The organism is Bacillus sp. SIMBA_154 (genome assembly GCF_046536015.1).
In the GTDB taxonomy this organism is placed as follows: domain Bacteria; phylum Bacillota; class Bacilli; order Bacillales; family Bacillaceae; genus Bacillus; species Bacillus pumilus_P.
In genome coordinates this window covers 249,568-264,336 of sequence record NZ_JAWJBV010000002.1, presented here as the reverse complement: position 1 = coordinate 264,336, position 14,769 = coordinate 249,568, and the positions used below count along the sequence as shown (strand labels likewise).

The window sequence follows — 14,769 nt, the reverse complement described above, 5'->3', positions numbered from 1 at the left end:
GCGGTTGGCAACAGCACCACATCAGATGCTGTTACAAGTAGTATGGCCCCGCTTCCCGTCATCTATACATAGAAAATGAATGAAATTACGCGCATTGTCCCATGCCGAATGGATGTGGTAAGATAATGTTGAATTTTTTGTCATAAGACAGTGACCAATAGAAGCAAGCAGAAAAAGTGGTGGGAAAATGAGAGTCATCTCTGGAACGAGAAAAGGCCGCACGCTTAAAGCGGTACCAGGTCAATCAACAAGACCGACGACAGATAAAGTGAAAGAATCCATTTTTAATATGATTGGACCGTATTTTGATGGCGGAAGGGCCCTTGATTTATTTGCGGGAAGCGGTGGTTTAGGAATTGAAGCGCTCTCTAGAGGATTCGATCATTGCATTTTCGTTGATCGAGATATGAAGGCGATTCAGACAATTAAAGGAAACCTGAATCAATTGTCGCTGATGGATCAAAGTGAAGTATTTCGAAATGATGCAAAGCGTGCTCTCACAGCCGTTGTAAAACGAGAGGAATCCTTTCAAGCGATCTTTCTTGATCCGCCGTATAAAGATCAAAAGCTGAAGGCACTTCTTGAAATGATTGATGAGCACTCCTTATTAACAGATGATGGCGTGATCGTATGTGAGCATGATAAAGACGTCGCGCTGCCTGAGGAAGCTGGACAGCTCCACATATCAAGGCGGGAACTGTACGGAATGACTGGCATTACGATCTATAGAAAGCGGGGAAATTAAAGCATGGGGAACATAGCCGTTTGTCCGGGTAGCTTCGATCCAGTCACATTGGGCCATTTGGATATTATTAAAAGAGGAGCAAACATCTTTGATGAAGTGTATGTATGTGTACTAAATAACTCATCAAAAAAACCGTTGTTTACAGTTGAAGAACGGTGTGAGCTCATTAGGCAAGCGACAAAGGATTTGCCAAATATCAAAGTTGAATCCTTTCATGGCTTGCTTGTTGATTATGCGAAACAAAAAGAGGCCAAAGTCATTTTGCGTGGGTTAAGAGCCGTGACGGACTTTGAATATGAGATGCAAGGCACATCGATGAATAAAGTCTTAGATGATGAAATTGAAACGTTTTTCATGATGACCAATAATCAATACTCCTTCTTAAGCTCAAGCATTGTCAAAGAAGTAGCGAAATACAATGGATCTGTCAAAGAGCTTGTTCCAAAAGAAGTAGAAGCAGCGCTGAAAGAAAAATTTAATGGATGAGTGCCTCGTGCACTCATCCATTTTTTACTTTCTGGTAATATAGAGCAATATACACGATCAGGCTGAACAAAGTGATCAAAGGGCCAGCTGTCACAAGCTGATTCCAGAACACACTGCTAAACATGACGACTTGCTCGCTTGCTTCAAAGGCTCCTGCTGGAAGAGTCATGTCTGATCGAGATACATAAAGAGGTTTGAATAATAAAAAGGCAAAGACAGCTGCATAAATCCCGTGGAGCAAACGGGCGAAGAAAAACGGTTTAAAGCGTATATCGGTTGCCGCCAAAATGCCGGCTACCTGGGCTTGAACAGAGAACCCGCTGAATCCTAAAATAAAGCTGACCACAATGGTTTTAGCGAGCAGGGTGACCTCTTGTGACCCCGTTAGCTGACTTCCTAATGTGATTTCAAATAAACCGGCAATCATGGCTAGATCTAATTCTGGCGGAAGGTGCATCGTTTGCAGCATATATACGATTCCTATGGAGAGCAGGTCTGTCACATGAACAACTGCCAGCATTTTGCTAAAGACAGAAAATAAGATAATAAAGCCGCCAATCATAAAAAGTGTTTGAATGGACGACATGACAGCATCGCTTAAAATTTGGCCGAGCGGTCTTTTCTCTGCGAGTCTTGCTGTATGAAGGGCGCTGAATGCCTCTTTAAGCGGTGGAAATAAAAATCCCTTCCGGCTTCTAAGATGCGCATCATGCCGCGCTTTATACCCCCGCATCGTCACACCAACAGCGAGATTCCCTAAATAATGTGCGCAGGCTAAAACAATCCCTAAAGCTGGGTGATGAAAAAAACCAACAGCCACCGCTCCGAAAATAAACAATGGGTTCGATGAATTTGTAAATGAAACAAGGCGCTCTGCTTCGATTCTCGTCAGCTGTCCTTCCTGTCTGAGTCTTGTCGTTAATTTAGCGCCAGAAGGAAAGCCTGAGGCCATTCCCATAGCTAGTACAAATCCGCCTACACCAGGTACTCGAAAGATGGGGCGCATAAATGGTTCTAATAACACCCCGACAAATCTGACAATCCCGAAACTAATTAATAGCTCGGACAAAATAAAAAAAGGAAGCAATGATGGAAATACAACCTCCCACCACATTGCAAGTCCATTTTTTGACGCTTGCAAAGAGGCTTGTGGATGTGTAATCACAGTGGCTGTTAAAAAGATAAAAAAAGCAGCGATGAACAGAGTGTTCCATTTTTTCATGAAGATTTCGCCCCTTGCCGTTATGATCTATTGGCGAGCTCGTGATCAAAGAAAAAGAAAAAGAAAAAAACTAGCCGAGCCTGTCTTCTATTACTATACGAGCAGAAGGGGCATGTTTAGACCTATAGATTCGTATATATGCATAGAAAGAGGAGGGTGGATTTTCATGAAGCGACCGGTCATCGGGCTTGCGCTAGGCTCTGGGGGTGCTAGGGGAATGGCGCATATCGGAGTTTTATCTAGTCTTGAGAAACAAGGAATTCAGGTGGATATGATTGCTGGAAGCAGTATTGGCGCACTTGTTGGGAGCTTTTATGCGGCGGGACAAGACGTAGAAAAAATGAAAAAACTTGCACTTGTCTTCAGAAGAAAGTATTATGCTGACTATACACTGCCAAAAATCGGTCTTTTAAAAGGAAATCGAATTTTGCAGCTGATCCACACGTTTACATATGGGAAAAAAATCGAGGAATTGCGAATGCCTCTTGCGATTGTCGCCTGTAACCTCGAGACAGGGGAGAAGGTTGTGTTCAAAGAAGGGTCTGTCTCACAAGCAGTCAGAGCGAGCATTAGCATTCCGGGTGTGTTTGTTCCGCACGAAATGGGCGGCAGACAATTAGTAGATGGAGCGGTTGTTGACCGCATTCCTGTGTCTGTTTTAAAAGAAATGGGGGCAGACCTCATTATCGCCTCTGATGTATCAAGGGTGAAAAAAACAGAAAAGGCGACGAGATTATCGGATGTGATTATGCAAAGTTTGGACATCCTTCAAAATGAATTGGTTCGTCATCAAACCATTCACGCAGATCTCATGATCCGGCCGAGGCTTGAAACATATAGCTCTAGTGCGTTTACACAGGTTCAAGAGATGATTGAAGCAGGTGAGCTCGCCGCAGACCAACTAAAAGGGAAACTGAAAGATGTCATTGATAAATGGGAGTGTTAATCGAATGAAAAAATTGAATATTCGCTGGCTCAGCTTTTTTGTGGTTGTCCTTGTATTATTTGGCTTAACCTTTGTTAAACTGCCGTATTACGTGACAAAGCCTGGTGATGCAACAGAGATTGCTCCGCACATTAAAGTAGACGGAGCATATGGCGAGAAGGGCAGCTTCTCTCTTATGACCATTAAAGTAGGTCCAGCAAACCCATATACGTATTTGCTTGCAAAAATGAACAAGTATGACGAGATCGTCCCGGAAGAAAACATTAAAGCGGACGGAGAATCGGATGAAGATTATATGAAACGACAGCTTCAACTGATGAAAAGCTCTCAAGAAAATGCCATGATTGCAGCATATACAAAAGCAGGAAAAAAAGTAGATTATACGTTTAACGGGGTATATGCGAGCTACGTGATGAAAGGGATGCCTGCTTACGGAAAAATTGAAGTTGGCGACCGGATCAAAAGCGTTGATGGCAAGACCTATGATTCAGCTGATAAAATGGTTTCATATATCAGCAGTAAAAAAGCAGGCACATCTGTGCGCTTTGTCCTTGAACGAAACGGTAAAGAAATCACACAGCAAGTGACGTTAAAACCATTTAAAGAAGAGCCGAAACGAGTCGGAATAGGTGTGTCATTGTTTACAGACCGTCATGTGAAAGTGTCACCTGCGATTAAAGTAGATATTGAAAATATCGGCGGTCCATCAGCAGGCTTAATGATGTCGCTTGAAATTTATAACCAGCTGACAAAAGAAGACGAAACACATGGCTATGCGATTGCGGGGACTGGAACGATTGACGCCGATGGAACGGTCGGCCCAATTGGTGGGATCGATCAAAAGGTTGTGGCAGCAGATAAAGCAGGAAAAGACATATTCTTTGCGCCAAACGATAAAGGCGATCCAAACTCAGACTACCAAAATGCAGTCAAAACAGTGAAAGATATTAAAAGTGATATGAAAATTGTCCCTGTAGATACAATGCAAGATGCACTGAACTATTTAAACAAATTAAAAGAGAAAGCGTCATAAGAAAAGAGCAGCCCTCATCAAGGCTGCTCTTTTCTTATCGAGAGAGAAAGAGATCAGTCTCTTCATCATATCTGATCGGTGAGGTTTTAAACTCTGCTTCCGTTAGTTCCGTTTGCATTGGCTCACAGATGGGAAGGCTGAAGACGCGGGAAGCGCGTATATCAAGATCAAGTGCGGGATGTGAAAAGGAAGACAGCTTGCTCACAAGCGGTACGTCCAATTCTTTTTTCACAAGAGATAAGTATTGCTGCCCTCTCTTTGACATACCGAGTAAACGAATATAGGGCGCTTTTTTCTCTTTCAGCAGCTCATGCATTGCGGTTTTTTTCACTCTCATTAAGAGGTGCGTATTCATTCGCTGTAACCTTGTCCACGTATATCGTTTTGTTTTCACAAGTGATAGATATTCTTCATAGGAGGACGCGTGTGTGATCGCCTTTTGCATGCGGTGTTCGATGCCTTCTTCGATTTCATAGATGTCTTCTAGTTCAGCCGTTTCCATTGTGTGAAAGACATGTTTTAAGAAGCTAAAATAAGCTTCTTGCGTATGTAAAAGACCGTATGAAGAATGATAGTTGTGTAATTGCTTTAAAGTAGCGTCCGGGAGATAGGGTGTGACCGCTTCAAATGAGCCGTGCTCTTTTAATGCTTTTCGAATACTTGTTGCGCTTGCGATTTTCTGATTTACAGGAAGTTCTTCATCATGATAATCAGATGCCATTCTCACAGAGGTAAAAGGCTGCATGTGAGGGGATCGCTCTAAGATGGCCTTTACATAATGGAAGCCTAAAATGTTATTCGGTTTAGACAAATCCAGTAAGTGGTCAAGGGAAATGGCCTCTTGAAACGCAGCAGCCGCCGCCGCCGGATAACTAAGACCTTCTTTGACCTTCTCTTTTGTTAAAAGGTCAATCTCTGCCTTTTTCTCATGCCAAGCATGAGCTGTGCGCTCAAATACGTTGATGTCCCCATCCTCACTTCCGAAAAAAAGAGTGCGGCATTTTAAAGCGTCTAGGATGGACACAGCACCATTTGCAAAGGTTTCTGCCTTTTGCACAGCGTATATGTATGGAAGCTCACATACAATGTCTACACCGTTTTGCAGTGCCATTTTTGTACGTGCCCATTTTGAGACGATTGCAGGCTCACCGCGCTGGAGGAAGGAACCGCTCATGACGGCAATGGCAACATCTGAGGAGGTTTGTTTTTTCGCCTGACGAACATGATAGGCATGTCCATAATGAAATGGATTGTACTCTACAACGACTCCCACTGATTTCAATAGATGTTCCGCCTTTCTTGCTATGGTTAAATGGTCTATGCTACAGTAGCATAAGGGAAAAATGAAGCCCATTTTTTTCAGTGTAGGCATTCCGAGAACTGATGTCAAACAACCCTCTGACATCACAAAGGACTGTAAAGAAAAAATATTGACAAATAGCATGATGAAAGCTATAATCATGTTTGTTGCTCTTAGAGGTGATACAATTGAAATGGACAGTTTATCAGTTACATCAAAAAGCTAAAAACAGCTTCGATTTTCATGAGACGGTTGACTTAAATGAACTTACTAGCCTTCATTCAGATATACGTCGCATTTCACCAGTAGAGGTGAAAGGGACTGGAGTGATCGAATCAAAGCAAGTCGCATTTGATTTAACCATCACAGGTGAAATGACATTGCCTTGTTCAAGAACGCTTGTTGATGTAAATTATCCATTTGCGATTTCAACGAAAGAACTATTTGTACTTCATAAGACAGACGATATAGAAGATGAAGACGTTTCCGTTGTAGAAGACGATATCATCGACTTAACGCCTATCGTCAAGGAAGAAATACTTCTTGAAGTGCCGATGCAAATCTTTTGCGACCAAACAGACGTAAAAGGTGCTGCACCACAAGAAGGTAATGACTGGGCGGTCATTTCGGAAGATGCACATCAAAACCGAATCGATCCGCGTCTGGAAGGCTTGAAGAAGCTCTTAGAAGAAAATAATGAATCTTAACTTAACTCTTTAAGGAGGTGGGAATAATGGCTGTACCTTTTAGAAGAACTTCTAAAATGAAAAAAAGATTGCGTCGTACGCATTTCAAACTACAAGTACCTGGTATGGTAGCTTGCCCAGAATGCGGTGAAATGAAAATTTCTCATCGTGTCTGCAAATCTTGCGGAACATACAAAGGCAAAGACGTAAAAAGCAACTAATGTATAAAAAAGCGTGAGGGAATCTTCCCTTGCGTTTTTTTATTTGTCTATTTTTTAGGTTTCTCTCCTGCAAATAGTCTATCTACTCTAGTAGGCGCATATGATGTGGTATTCAGATTCAGGGGGGATGATTAATTGACGATTACAAGGCAGGACGCATGGACACAAGATGAAGATTTACTATTAGCAGAAGTCGTCTTAAGACATATTCGAGATGGAGGGACCCAGCTTTCCGCATTTGAGGAAGTCGGGAAAGCACTGTCAAGAACAGCTGCAGCATGTGGATTCAGGTGGAATTCTTACGTCAGAAAACAGTATCAAGCAGGCATTGAACTGGCGAAAAAACAGCGGAAAGAACTGCGTAAAAAGATCGGTATTCATTCCTCAGGTTTACCACAGCATGCGTTAACAATAGAGGAGAAGACATCTTCAGATCATGCTGAATTGACCCTTCGAGAAGTGATTCAGTTTTTAGAGCAGCTTGAGAAAGAGCCTTCTGGTCCCGCCTATTTACGCGAGGAGCTAAAGGATGCACATCATCAATTAAAGGCGCTCACAGAAGAAAATGAACACTTGAAGCGCCAATTGAAAATGACAGAAGAAGATTACCGGGCACTCATTGGTATTGTTGAAAGAGTCAAACAGAATATCAGCTTAAAAGACTACGCAAAATAAGAAAACGCCCCTCACAGATGAAAGGAGGGGCGTTTTGTCATCAACCATTAAGCTGATTCACCTGTATTCTTTTTGATATGTGCGGGCTCCCAAATGAGTGGATTTTCACCTTTATCGCGTTCCATATCATATTTTACCGCTTCAAAACCCATTTTATCCCAAAAACCAGCAGATTTGACGCGTGGATTCGTTCGAATCGGCAATCCGAAAGATTTGGCGAATTCGACAAGTGCTTCGCCGTACCCTTTGCGCTGATACCCAGGAAGCACTTCTAGCTTCCACAGCTCTAAATAATCATGGTTGTGGTCAAAATACGTAGTCGTCGAGCCATCCACTTGATATAGGCTCATACGTGCCACAAGCTTATCTCCAAAATAAATCCCGTAAAATGGAGAGTTGCTGTCATTTTCAATCATATTGCTTTCAAGGTCTTCAAGCATTGAAAGTTCTTGTATGCCGTATTCCTTAAATTGTTTAAATTCCTCTAATGTTTTGTAATTAATTAGAAGACGTTTTACTTGTGTCATGTGATCTACCCCCTTACACACATAATGTCGACAGTGATGTCTTTGAAGGCGTTTTCATCCCATCCGCCTAAAAAAGTTTTTACACTTATTATTATAGTTTTTAAATTAAAAAAATTCAATCATAGTGCGTCATCTGCTTTTTGCATCATGACATGAAACTGTTAAAATAGTGGATATGATGAAGTAAACAGAAAAAGGGAAGTGCGGCAGTTGAAAATTGGAATCATTGGCGGAGGTGCGATTGGTCTGCTTTGTGCCAGTTATTTATCACAGCATCATGACATTACCGTATTCACAAGAAGAAACGAACAGGCAGAAGAGATTCGAGCGTCAGGAATTGAACGAATGGTGAGAGGAGAAACGTTTAGGGCAGTTGTCCATGCACAGACAGGGGTAAAAGAGGTATTTGATCTACTCATTGTGACAGTGAAATATCATCATTTGCAAGATGTACTGGACGAACTATCGGCATTACCTCATCAGAGGATCTTATTTTTGCAGAACGGAATGGCCCACCTATTAGACTTAGAGAACTGGAAAACGGCACATCAATTATATATAGGTGTGGTAGAGCATGGCGCAATGAAGGTGTCAGATCATGCAGTCGCTCATACAGGTATTGGTGTCATAAAGTGGGGGGCATTTCATCATAAGGAAGCAGCAGATGTGAAGAATGAATTGAATGAGACATCAGCCCATTTTCAGATGGTCTATACAGATGAATGGAAAAAGGTGCTGGAGGAAAAACTGCTTGTCAATGTCTGTATTAATCCGCTGACGGCTTTATTACATGTGAAAAATGGGGAACTGATCGCAAATTCCTCATATGAATACATGATGAAATGTGCATTTGAAGAAGCTGTTTCCATTTTAGGCTTGTCTGAAAAGGGGCGGCTCTGGTCTCATGTGGTCTCTATTTGTGATAAAACGGCCGCTAATCAATCGTCGATGCTTCAAGATATCGTAAAAGGCCGCCAAACCGAAAGAAAAGCCATCGTTGGCTATCTTTTAAAACAGGCCCAGGCTCAAGAGATTCTGGCGCCATATCTTGCTTTCTTCAATAGAAGCTTGGAAGTATTGGAAAAAAAGCAAACAAAATCTTTTGAGTGAGCTCATTTACATGCTATACTTTTTTCGGGAAACTAACTATTTATTGAAGAAAGGAAGTTCTAAACATGCAATTGACTGAACTTTCCATCCGAAGTCAGAATTTATTCATACGTGATTATATAGAAGAAAAAAAAGAGATGACTGCTTTTTTTGATTATGATATACATTCTGAGCACACATGGAAAAAGAGATACGACGATCTCATGGGAAGGAGCTTCCCGCGCGAGGCTTTAGCGGATTATATGAGCGCATATCACGCAAAGTTTGAATCGGCAGCGATGCGTCAGAACATTGAAAAAATCCGTGATGAACGGAGTGTCATGGTGGTTGGAGGGCAGCAGGCAGGCCTATTAACAGGACCGCTTTATACCATACATAAAATCATATCGATTATTCAGTTTTCAAAAGAAAAAGAATCAGAGCTTGGCGTTCCTGTGATTCCGGTCTTTTGGGTAGCTGGTGAGGATCATGACGTAGATGAAATTAATTTTGTGTACACGTCTGGCGAAAAAGGTCCAGTCAAACAAAAGCTGCCATTACATAGTATCAAAAAAGCTGCTGCGAAAAGAACACCGCTGCATCAGGAGAAAACAGAGAAATGGCTTCGTGATGTGTTTTCAACCTATGAAGAATCTGCTTACACAAATGATTTGCTTGATCAGCTTCTTCGATGTTTACGCAAATCACAAACGTTTACTGATTTCTTTGAATGGATTGTGTGCGACCTCTTTGAAGAAGATGGACTGCTGCTATTTAATTCAGGAGACTTAGGCGTCAAACCACTCGAGCGTATGTTATTTAAGCACATTGTCGAGACAAATGATACGATCACAGCTCGCCTGAATGAAACGCAGGCTGCCATGAAGCGAGCGGGATATCAGCCGATCATTGAAGCTGGTGACCACCAGGCAAACCTGTTTTACGAATATGATGAAGAGCGTTTCCTCATTGAAAAAGAGCAGCATCAGTTTTCTGTATCAGAAGTGGGGCTTACGTGGACAAAGGAAGAGCTTTTGAAGGAAGTCGAGGAGCACCCAGAAAGGTTTAGCAACAATGTGGTGACGCGCCCCTTGATGCAAGAGACCCTTCTCCCAACACTTGCTTTTATGGCAGGACACGGTGAAGTCAACTATTGGGGAGAACTAAAAGGAATTTTTGAACATTTTGAATTAAAGATGGCACCTGTTCTTCCAAGACTGCACGTCACCATTCTTGAAAGGCATATTGACAAAAAACTGCCGGTCAGAGAACTGTCGGTAGAAGAAGTGCTGACAAACGGAGTAAAAGAAAAGAAGGACGCGCACTTTCAGCAAAGTCTTCCAAACAGCTTCGTTCAAGCGGTTCAACATGCGAAACGTGAATTAGCAAATGTTCATGGTGCGATGAGACAAGAAGCGCTGGAGATTGAACCGAGCTTTGAGCAGCTTCTAGAGAAAAATGCCAAATTTATTGAAGACCAACTTCAATTTGTTTATCAAAAGGTGGCTCAGCGCGTGGAAGAGAAGGAAGGATATATCCTTCGCGACTTTGAACGGATTGAAAATAGTTTAAAACCACTTGATGCCGCGCAAGAAAGAATTTGGAATATCATGTATTTTTTAAACAAATATGGTCCAGAATTCTTCAAAACATTCAAAAATATGCCATTTTCATTTCAAAACAAGCAACAAATTGTCAAACTTTGAAATAAAGTTTTAATGAACCCTGACTAGTTCAGGGTTTTTTTTTATGTAGAAACAGTGTAAAATAAGTTTTGTGGAGAGAAGTGGTGGATAGTGGAGAGTAAAGGTGAGAAAGTGGGGCTCTGATGATCATGTTCATGGGTGAATACCAACATACGATTGATACAAAAGGGCGCATGATCATCCCTGCTAAATTTAGAGACGGTCTCGGAGAACAGTTTGTGCTGACGAGAGGGCTTGATCAATGTTTATTTGGCTACCCTATGAGTGAGTGGAAACTAATCGAAGAGAAACTCAAAGCACTTCCGCTAACGAAAAAAGATGCACGTGCGTTTACCCGGTTCTTCTTTTCTGGCGCAGTCGAATGCGATCTGGACAAGCAGGGGCGCATTAACATCGCATCAAACCTACTCCAATATGCAAAACTCGAAAAAGAATGTGTGGTCATCGGCGTTTCAAATCGAATTGAGTTGTGGAGTAAGTCGATCTGGGAACAATATACAGAAGAGCAAGAAGATTCTTTTGCTGAAATTGCTGAAAACATGATTGGATTTGATATATAATAATCCCTTGTGCAGCAAGCTTTCTACACATTCATTTCTATTTGAAAAAGGTGGGACCATAACATCATGTTTCAACATGAGACAGTATTATTAAAAGAAACAGTTGACGGTTTAAACGTCAAAGAAGACGGTACATATGTGGACTGCACGCTAGGCGGCGCAGGTCATAGCTCATATTTACTATCTCAATTATCAGAAAAAGGTACATTGATTGGATTTGACCAAGACGATGCTGCACTGGATCATGCACGAGAGAAGCTCGCAGATTCAAAAGCGAACATTCTTTTCATAAAAAGCAACTTCCGATATTTAAAAGAACGTCTGAATGAACAAGGCATTACAAGCGTAGACGGTGTGATCTTTGACCTTGGTGTGTCGTCTCCTCAGCTCGACACACCAGAGAGAGGCTTTAGTTATCATCATGATGCACCTCTTGACATGAGAATGGATCAATCAGCCGTATTGTCGGCAAAACAAGTGGTGAATGAATGGCCATTTGAAGATCTAGTTCGGATTTTCTACAAATATGGGGAAGAGAAATTCAGCAAGCAAATCGCACGCAAAATTGAAGAAGCTAGAAAAAAAGCGCCAATTGAAACAACGGGGGAGCTTGTAGACATTATCAAAGAAGGAATTCCCGCACCTGCAAGACGAACTGGCGGACATCCAGCGAAAAGAGTGTTTCAAGCGATCCGAATTGCCGTAAATGACGAATTGAAAGTATTTGAAGAAGCACTAGAACAAGCAATAGAGTTACTCAATCCGAAGGGGAGAATTTCTGTCATTACATTCCATTCACTTGAAGATCGGATTTGTAAAAGTACATTTAAAGAGATGTCTTCTCTTCCAGAACTTCCGCACGGATTACCAGTGATTCCAGAAGGACTTGAACCAAAACTGAAGCTGATCACGAGAAAACCGATCGTCGCATCAGAACAAGAGCTGGAACATAACAACCGTGCCCGTTCAGCGAAGCTCCGAATTGCAGAAAAAAAGTAAACGACACCATAGATGATGATAAAAAGGAGGTTTCTTATGAGTAATTTGGCTTACCAAAGAGAAGTAAAGCAACATCAAACAGAGCAGCAAGGCCAATCGGTTGTCATTAGAAGAAGAGGTTCTATTACACTTGGTGAAAAAATCTTACTTGTCATGTTTGTCATGGCTCTTATGTGCAGCTCCATTCTCATCATTTCTAAAGCCTTTGCTGTGTATCACGCAAATATTGAAGTGCAGAAATTAGAACAGCAAGTATCTTTAGAATCGAAGAAGATCACTGAGCTGCAAAAGGAAAAAGACTTGCTGAGTGAACCAGAAAGAATCATCGAAGCCGCTAAAAAAGCAGGCTTAAGCATATCGAAAGATGTTAAGAAGGTCGATTAACATGGCGATGCCTAAAAAGAATAAAATGATGAACAGAGGCGCGGCAATTGCGAGTATTTGCTTCGCCCTGTTTTTCTTTATCATCCTTGCACGTTTTATTTATATTCAGATTACAGGAACGGTTGATGGACAAGTTCTAGCCGCCAAGGCAAATGAGCAATATCAATCGAAGAAAACACTTGAAGCCAAAAGAGGTTCAATTTTAGACCGAAATGGAAATGTGATTGCAGAGGATACTTCTGTGTATAAACTCATTGCCATTATGAGCAAGAAAATGACGGTCGATCCAAAGCATCCGATGCATGTCGTCGACAAAGAAAAGACGGCAAAAGAGCTGTCAAAAGTCATTGATATGAGCGAAAGCGAAATTTTAAAGCGTTTGAATACAAAGGATGCGTTCCAAGTCGAGTTTGGTAAAGCTGGGAAGGATATTAGTTTTTCAACAAAGGAAAAAATTGAAAAGCTAAAGCTTCCTGGGATCGCATTTGAAAAAGACACGAAGCGGTATTATCCAAACGGCATGTTTGCTTCTAATTTAATTGGTTATGCAAGATTAGATGAGGCAACCAAGGACATGTCAGGTGCAATGGGGCTTGAGAAGGCGCTAAATAAATTCTTAAAAGAAAAAGATGGCTATGTGACGTATAATAGTGACAGAAGCGGGTGGGCTCTTCCGAATAGTAAAGAAGACATTGTCGCCCCAAAGGATGGGAAAAACGTCACGCTGACCATTGACCAAAAAATTCAGGCGTTTCTTGAAGAAAGTATGACGCAGGTCGCCAAAAAATATAAGCCAAAGAAAATCATTGCGACAGTCGTTGATCCGAAAACAGGAAAAGTTCTTGCGATGGGACAGCGCCCAAGCTTTAATTTAAATGAACTCGACATTACGAACTATAACAATGATGTCATTTCATATGCGTTTGAACCTGGTTCAACGATGAAGATCTTTACACTCGCTGCAGCGATCCAAGAAGGGGTATATCAAGGCAGTGCCAAGTATCAATCTGGAACTTATAAAGTAGGCGGAGGTCTTGTAAGAGACCATAACAACGGAAATGGCTGGGGGAAAATTGATTTTCATGAGGGTGTTCTCCGTTCTTCAAATGTGGCCTTTGCAAAGCTGGCAAAGGAAAAGCTAGGCTTCACGCGATACGAACAATATTTGCAAAAATTCCATTTCTATGACAAAACGGGAATAGACTTGCCGAACGAAGCGTCTAGTAAAATCAATTTCAGATACGAATATGACAAAGCATCGACGGCTTATGGTCAAGCGTCTGCCATTACACCAATTCAACAAATCGAAGCAGCGACAGCGATTGCAAACGGCGGAACGATGATGAAACCATATGTCATTGACCATATTACAGACCCGAACACAAACAAAACGATTTTGCAGCACGAACCAACAGTAGCTGGAAAGCCGATTTCATCTAATACAGCGAAGCAAGTCCGTGATATTTTAGGTGAGGTTGTTTCCTCGAAAATTGGTACAGGTCAGCCTTATCAAATCAAGGGCTTTGACGTCGCTGGGAAAACAGGAACAGGACAAATTGGCGGTGCCGGCGGTTACCTCCAGGGAAGAAACGATTACGTCTTTTCATTTATGGGGATGGCGCCAAAAGATGATCCGAAGCTGCTCGTTTATGTGGCAGTACAGCAGCCGCAGTTGTCTGAAACAGAAACAGGCTCTGCCCCAGTTTCACAAATCTTTAACCCTGTCATGAAAAATAGTCTGCTATATTTAAATATCGCACCAACAAAAACAGACGATAAAAAATCAGGCGAACAAAAGGTGAAACAAGAAACAATGCCTTCATTCCTTGATTTAGAAGTGAAGCAGGCAGAAACGGAAGCCAAAAACAAAAACGTAACACCTGTTGTCATCGGCGACGGTCTATCCATTAAACGCCAGTGGCCTAGTGCGGGCTCTGAATTCACTGAAAGCCAGAAAGTCTTCTTGAAAACAGCAGGAAAAACCATTAAGATGCCTGATATGACAGGCTGGTCCAGAAGGGAAGTACTTCAATATGCGTCCATTTCGGGTGTGCACATTGAAACAAATGGACAAGGATATGCTGTCAAACAAAGTGTCAAAAGTGGAGCGGAGATTTCAGATAAAGTTGTCACTGTGACATTTAAAAGTCCAAATTAACTTTAAAACCTAGCAAACCATTTGCAAGGTTT

At 41.8% G+C, this 14,769-nt stretch carries 16 protein-coding genes; 13 read left to right on the top strand and 3 right to left on the bottom strand.

All coding sequences use genetic code 11. The annotated features are described in order from the left end of the window. The first annotated feature begins 157 nt into the window (after nucleotides 1-157). On the top strand, nucleotides 158-745 hold the full coding sequence (gene rsmD / locus R0K30_RS04740; RefSeq protein WP_257213600.1) for a 16S rRNA (guanine(966)-N(2))-methyltransferase RsmD: 588 nt from the start codon (nucleotides 158-160) through the stop codon (nucleotides 743-745). A 3-nt stretch (nucleotides 746-748) separates the two neighbouring features. Continuing rightward, entirely contained in the window at nucleotides 749-1,231 is a 483-nt protein-coding gene (gene coaD, locus R0K30_RS04735) for a pantetheine-phosphate adenylyltransferase (protein ID WP_099725959.1), read from the top strand. Between the two features lie 13 nt (nucleotides 1,232-1,244). Here coaD and ylbJ read toward each other — a convergent pair whose 3' ends face one another. Next, nucleotides 1,245-2,453 carry a sporulation integral membrane protein YlbJ gene (ylbJ, locus tag R0K30_RS04730; protein ID WP_410609400.1) on the bottom strand — a complete coding sequence of 403 codons (1,209 nt, stop codon included), beginning with the start codon at nucleotides 2,451-2,453 and terminating at the stop codon, nucleotides 1,245-1,247. A gap of 166 nt (nucleotides 2,454-2,619) precedes the next feature. Here ylbJ and R0K30_RS04725 point away from each other — a divergent pair, with 166 nt between their 5' ends. Then, a complete protein-coding gene (locus R0K30_RS04725; protein WP_256499528.1) occupies nucleotides 2,620-3,399 on the top strand; it encodes a patatin-like phospholipase family protein in 780 nt (259 codons plus the stop codon). A 4-nt stretch (nucleotides 3,400-3,403) separates the two neighbouring features. After that, complete coding sequence (locus tag R0K30_RS04720; protein ID WP_099725956.1) at nucleotides 3,404-4,432, top strand: SepM family pheromone-processing serine protease; 1,029 nt, start codon at nucleotides 3,404-3,406, stop codon at nucleotides 4,430-4,432. Between the two features lie 34 nt (nucleotides 4,433-4,466). Here R0K30_RS04720 and R0K30_RS04715 read toward each other — a convergent pair whose 3' ends face one another. Next, nucleotides 4,467-5,714: a nucleotidyltransferase gene (locus R0K30_RS04715; protein WP_410609397.1), complete on the bottom strand. Its 1,248-nt coding sequence runs from the start codon at nucleotides 5,712-5,714 to the stop codon at nucleotides 4,467-4,469. Nucleotides 5,715-5,920: 206 nt separating this feature from the next. Here R0K30_RS04715 and R0K30_RS04710 point away from each other — a divergent pair, with 206 nt between their 5' ends. The 3 genes from R0K30_RS04710 (at nucleotide 5,921) to gerR (ending at nucleotide 7,314) form a co-directional block, all read left to right on the top strand. Then, a complete protein-coding gene (locus tag R0K30_RS04710) occupies nucleotides 5,921-6,439 on the top strand; it encodes a YceD family protein (RefSeq protein ID WP_019743276.1) in 519 nt (172 codons plus the stop codon). A 26-nt stretch (nucleotides 6,440-6,465) separates the two neighbouring features. Continuing rightward, a complete protein-coding gene (rpmF, locus tag R0K30_RS04705) occupies nucleotides 6,466-6,639 on the top strand; it encodes a 50S ribosomal protein L32 (RefSeq protein WP_008354700.1) in 174 nt (57 codons plus the stop codon). Nucleotides 6,640-6,774: 135 nt separating this feature from the next. Beyond that, nucleotides 6,775-7,314, top strand: coding sequence for a sporulation-specific transcriptional regulator GerR (gene gerR / locus R0K30_RS04700; protein ID WP_099725953.1), 540 nt, complete (start codon nucleotides 6,775-6,777; stop codon nucleotides 7,312-7,314). A gap of 47 nt (nucleotides 7,315-7,361) precedes the next feature. On the opposite strand, the gene R0K30_RS04695 is transcribed toward gerR, so the two are convergent. Next, entirely contained in the window at nucleotides 7,362-7,841 is a 480-nt protein-coding gene (locus tag R0K30_RS04695; protein WP_099725952.1) for an N-acetyltransferase, read from the bottom strand. A 210-nt stretch (nucleotides 7,842-8,051) separates the two neighbouring features. Here R0K30_RS04695 and R0K30_RS04690 point away from each other — a divergent pair, with 210 nt between their 5' ends. The 6 genes from R0K30_RS04690 to R0K30_RS04665 all read left to right on the top strand — a co-directional run bounded on the left by R0K30_RS04690 (nucleotide 8,052) and on the right by R0K30_RS04665 (nucleotide 14,737). After that, complete coding sequence (locus R0K30_RS04690) at nucleotides 8,052-8,951, top strand: 2-dehydropantoate 2-reductase (protein ID WP_410609394.1); 900 nt, start codon at nucleotides 8,052-8,054, stop codon at nucleotides 8,949-8,951. A 65-nt stretch (nucleotides 8,952-9,016) separates the two neighbouring features. Next, nucleotides 9,017-10,636, top strand: coding sequence for a bacillithiol biosynthesis cysteine-adding enzyme BshC (gene bshC, locus R0K30_RS04685; RefSeq protein ID WP_410609392.1), 1,620 nt, complete (start codon nucleotides 9,017-9,019; stop codon nucleotides 10,634-10,636). 128 nt (nucleotides 10,637-10,764) lie between these two features. Beyond that, on the top strand, nucleotides 10,765-11,196 hold the full coding sequence (gene mraZ / locus R0K30_RS04680; protein WP_003211163.1) for a division/cell wall cluster transcriptional repressor MraZ: 432 nt from the start codon (nucleotides 10,765-10,767) through the stop codon (nucleotides 11,194-11,196). A 66-nt stretch (nucleotides 11,197-11,262) separates the two neighbouring features. Continuing rightward, nucleotides 11,263-12,195 carry a 16S rRNA (cytosine(1402)-N(4))-methyltransferase RsmH gene (gene rsmH / locus R0K30_RS04675; RefSeq protein ID WP_099725949.1) on the top strand — a complete coding sequence of 311 codons (933 nt, stop codon included), beginning with the start codon at nucleotides 11,263-11,265 and terminating at the stop codon, nucleotides 12,193-12,195. Nucleotides 12,196-12,231: 36 nt separating this feature from the next. Beyond that, nucleotides 12,232-12,579: a cell division protein FtsL gene (ftsL, locus tag R0K30_RS04670; RefSeq protein ID WP_008344998.1), complete on the top strand. Its 348-nt coding sequence runs from the start codon at nucleotides 12,232-12,234 to the stop codon at nucleotides 12,577-12,579. Nucleotides 12,580-12,586: 7 nt separating this feature from the next. Next, nucleotides 12,587-14,737, top strand: coding sequence for a penicillin-binding protein (locus tag R0K30_RS04665; RefSeq protein WP_256499663.1), 2,151 nt, complete (start codon nucleotides 12,587-12,589; stop codon nucleotides 14,735-14,737). The last annotated feature ends 32 nt before the right edge of the window (nucleotides 14,738-14,769 follow it).

Excerpts from the sequence above, each read along its gene's own strand:
- ftsL (WP_008344998.1), top strand. The coding sequence starts at position 12,232 with ATGAGTAATTTGGCTTACCAAAGAGAAGTAAAGCAACATCAAACAGAG.
- R0K30_RS04720 (WP_099725956.1), top strand. The coding sequence starts at position 3,404 with ATGAAAAAATTGAATATTCGCTGGCTCAGCTTTTTTGTGGTTGTCCTT.
- mraZ (WP_003211163.1), top strand. The coding sequence starts at position 10,765 with ATGTTCATGGGTGAATACCAACATACGATTGATACAAAAGGGCGCATG.
- R0K30_RS04725 (WP_256499528.1), top strand. The coding sequence starts at position 2,620 with ATGAAGCGACCGGTCATCGGGCTTGCGCTAGGCTCTGGGGGTGCTAGG.
- rpmF (WP_008354700.1), top strand. The coding sequence starts at position 6,466 with ATGGCTGTACCTTTTAGAAGAACTTCTAAAATGAAAAAAAGATTGCGT.
- rsmH (WP_099725949.1), top strand. The coding sequence starts at position 11,263 with ATGTTTCAACATGAGACAGTATTATTAAAAGAAACAGTTGACGGTTTA.
- R0K30_RS04665 (WP_256499663.1), top strand. The coding sequence starts at position 12,587 with ATGCCTAAAAAGAATAAAATGATGAACAGAGGCGCGGCAATTGCGAGT.
- coaD (WP_099725959.1), top strand. The coding sequence starts at position 749 with ATGGGGAACATAGCCGTTTGTCCGGGTAGCTTCGATCCAGTCACATTG.
- ylbJ (WP_410609400.1), bottom strand. The coding sequence starts at position 2,453 with ATGAAAAAATGGAACACTCTGTTCATCGCTGCTTTTTTTATCTTTTTA.
- R0K30_RS04695 (WP_099725952.1), bottom strand. The coding sequence starts at position 7,841 with ATGACACAAGTAAAACGTCTTCTAATTAATTACAAAACATTAGAGGAA.
- bshC (WP_410609392.1), top strand. The coding sequence starts at position 9,017 with ATGCAATTGACTGAACTTTCCATCCGAAGTCAGAATTTATTCATACGT.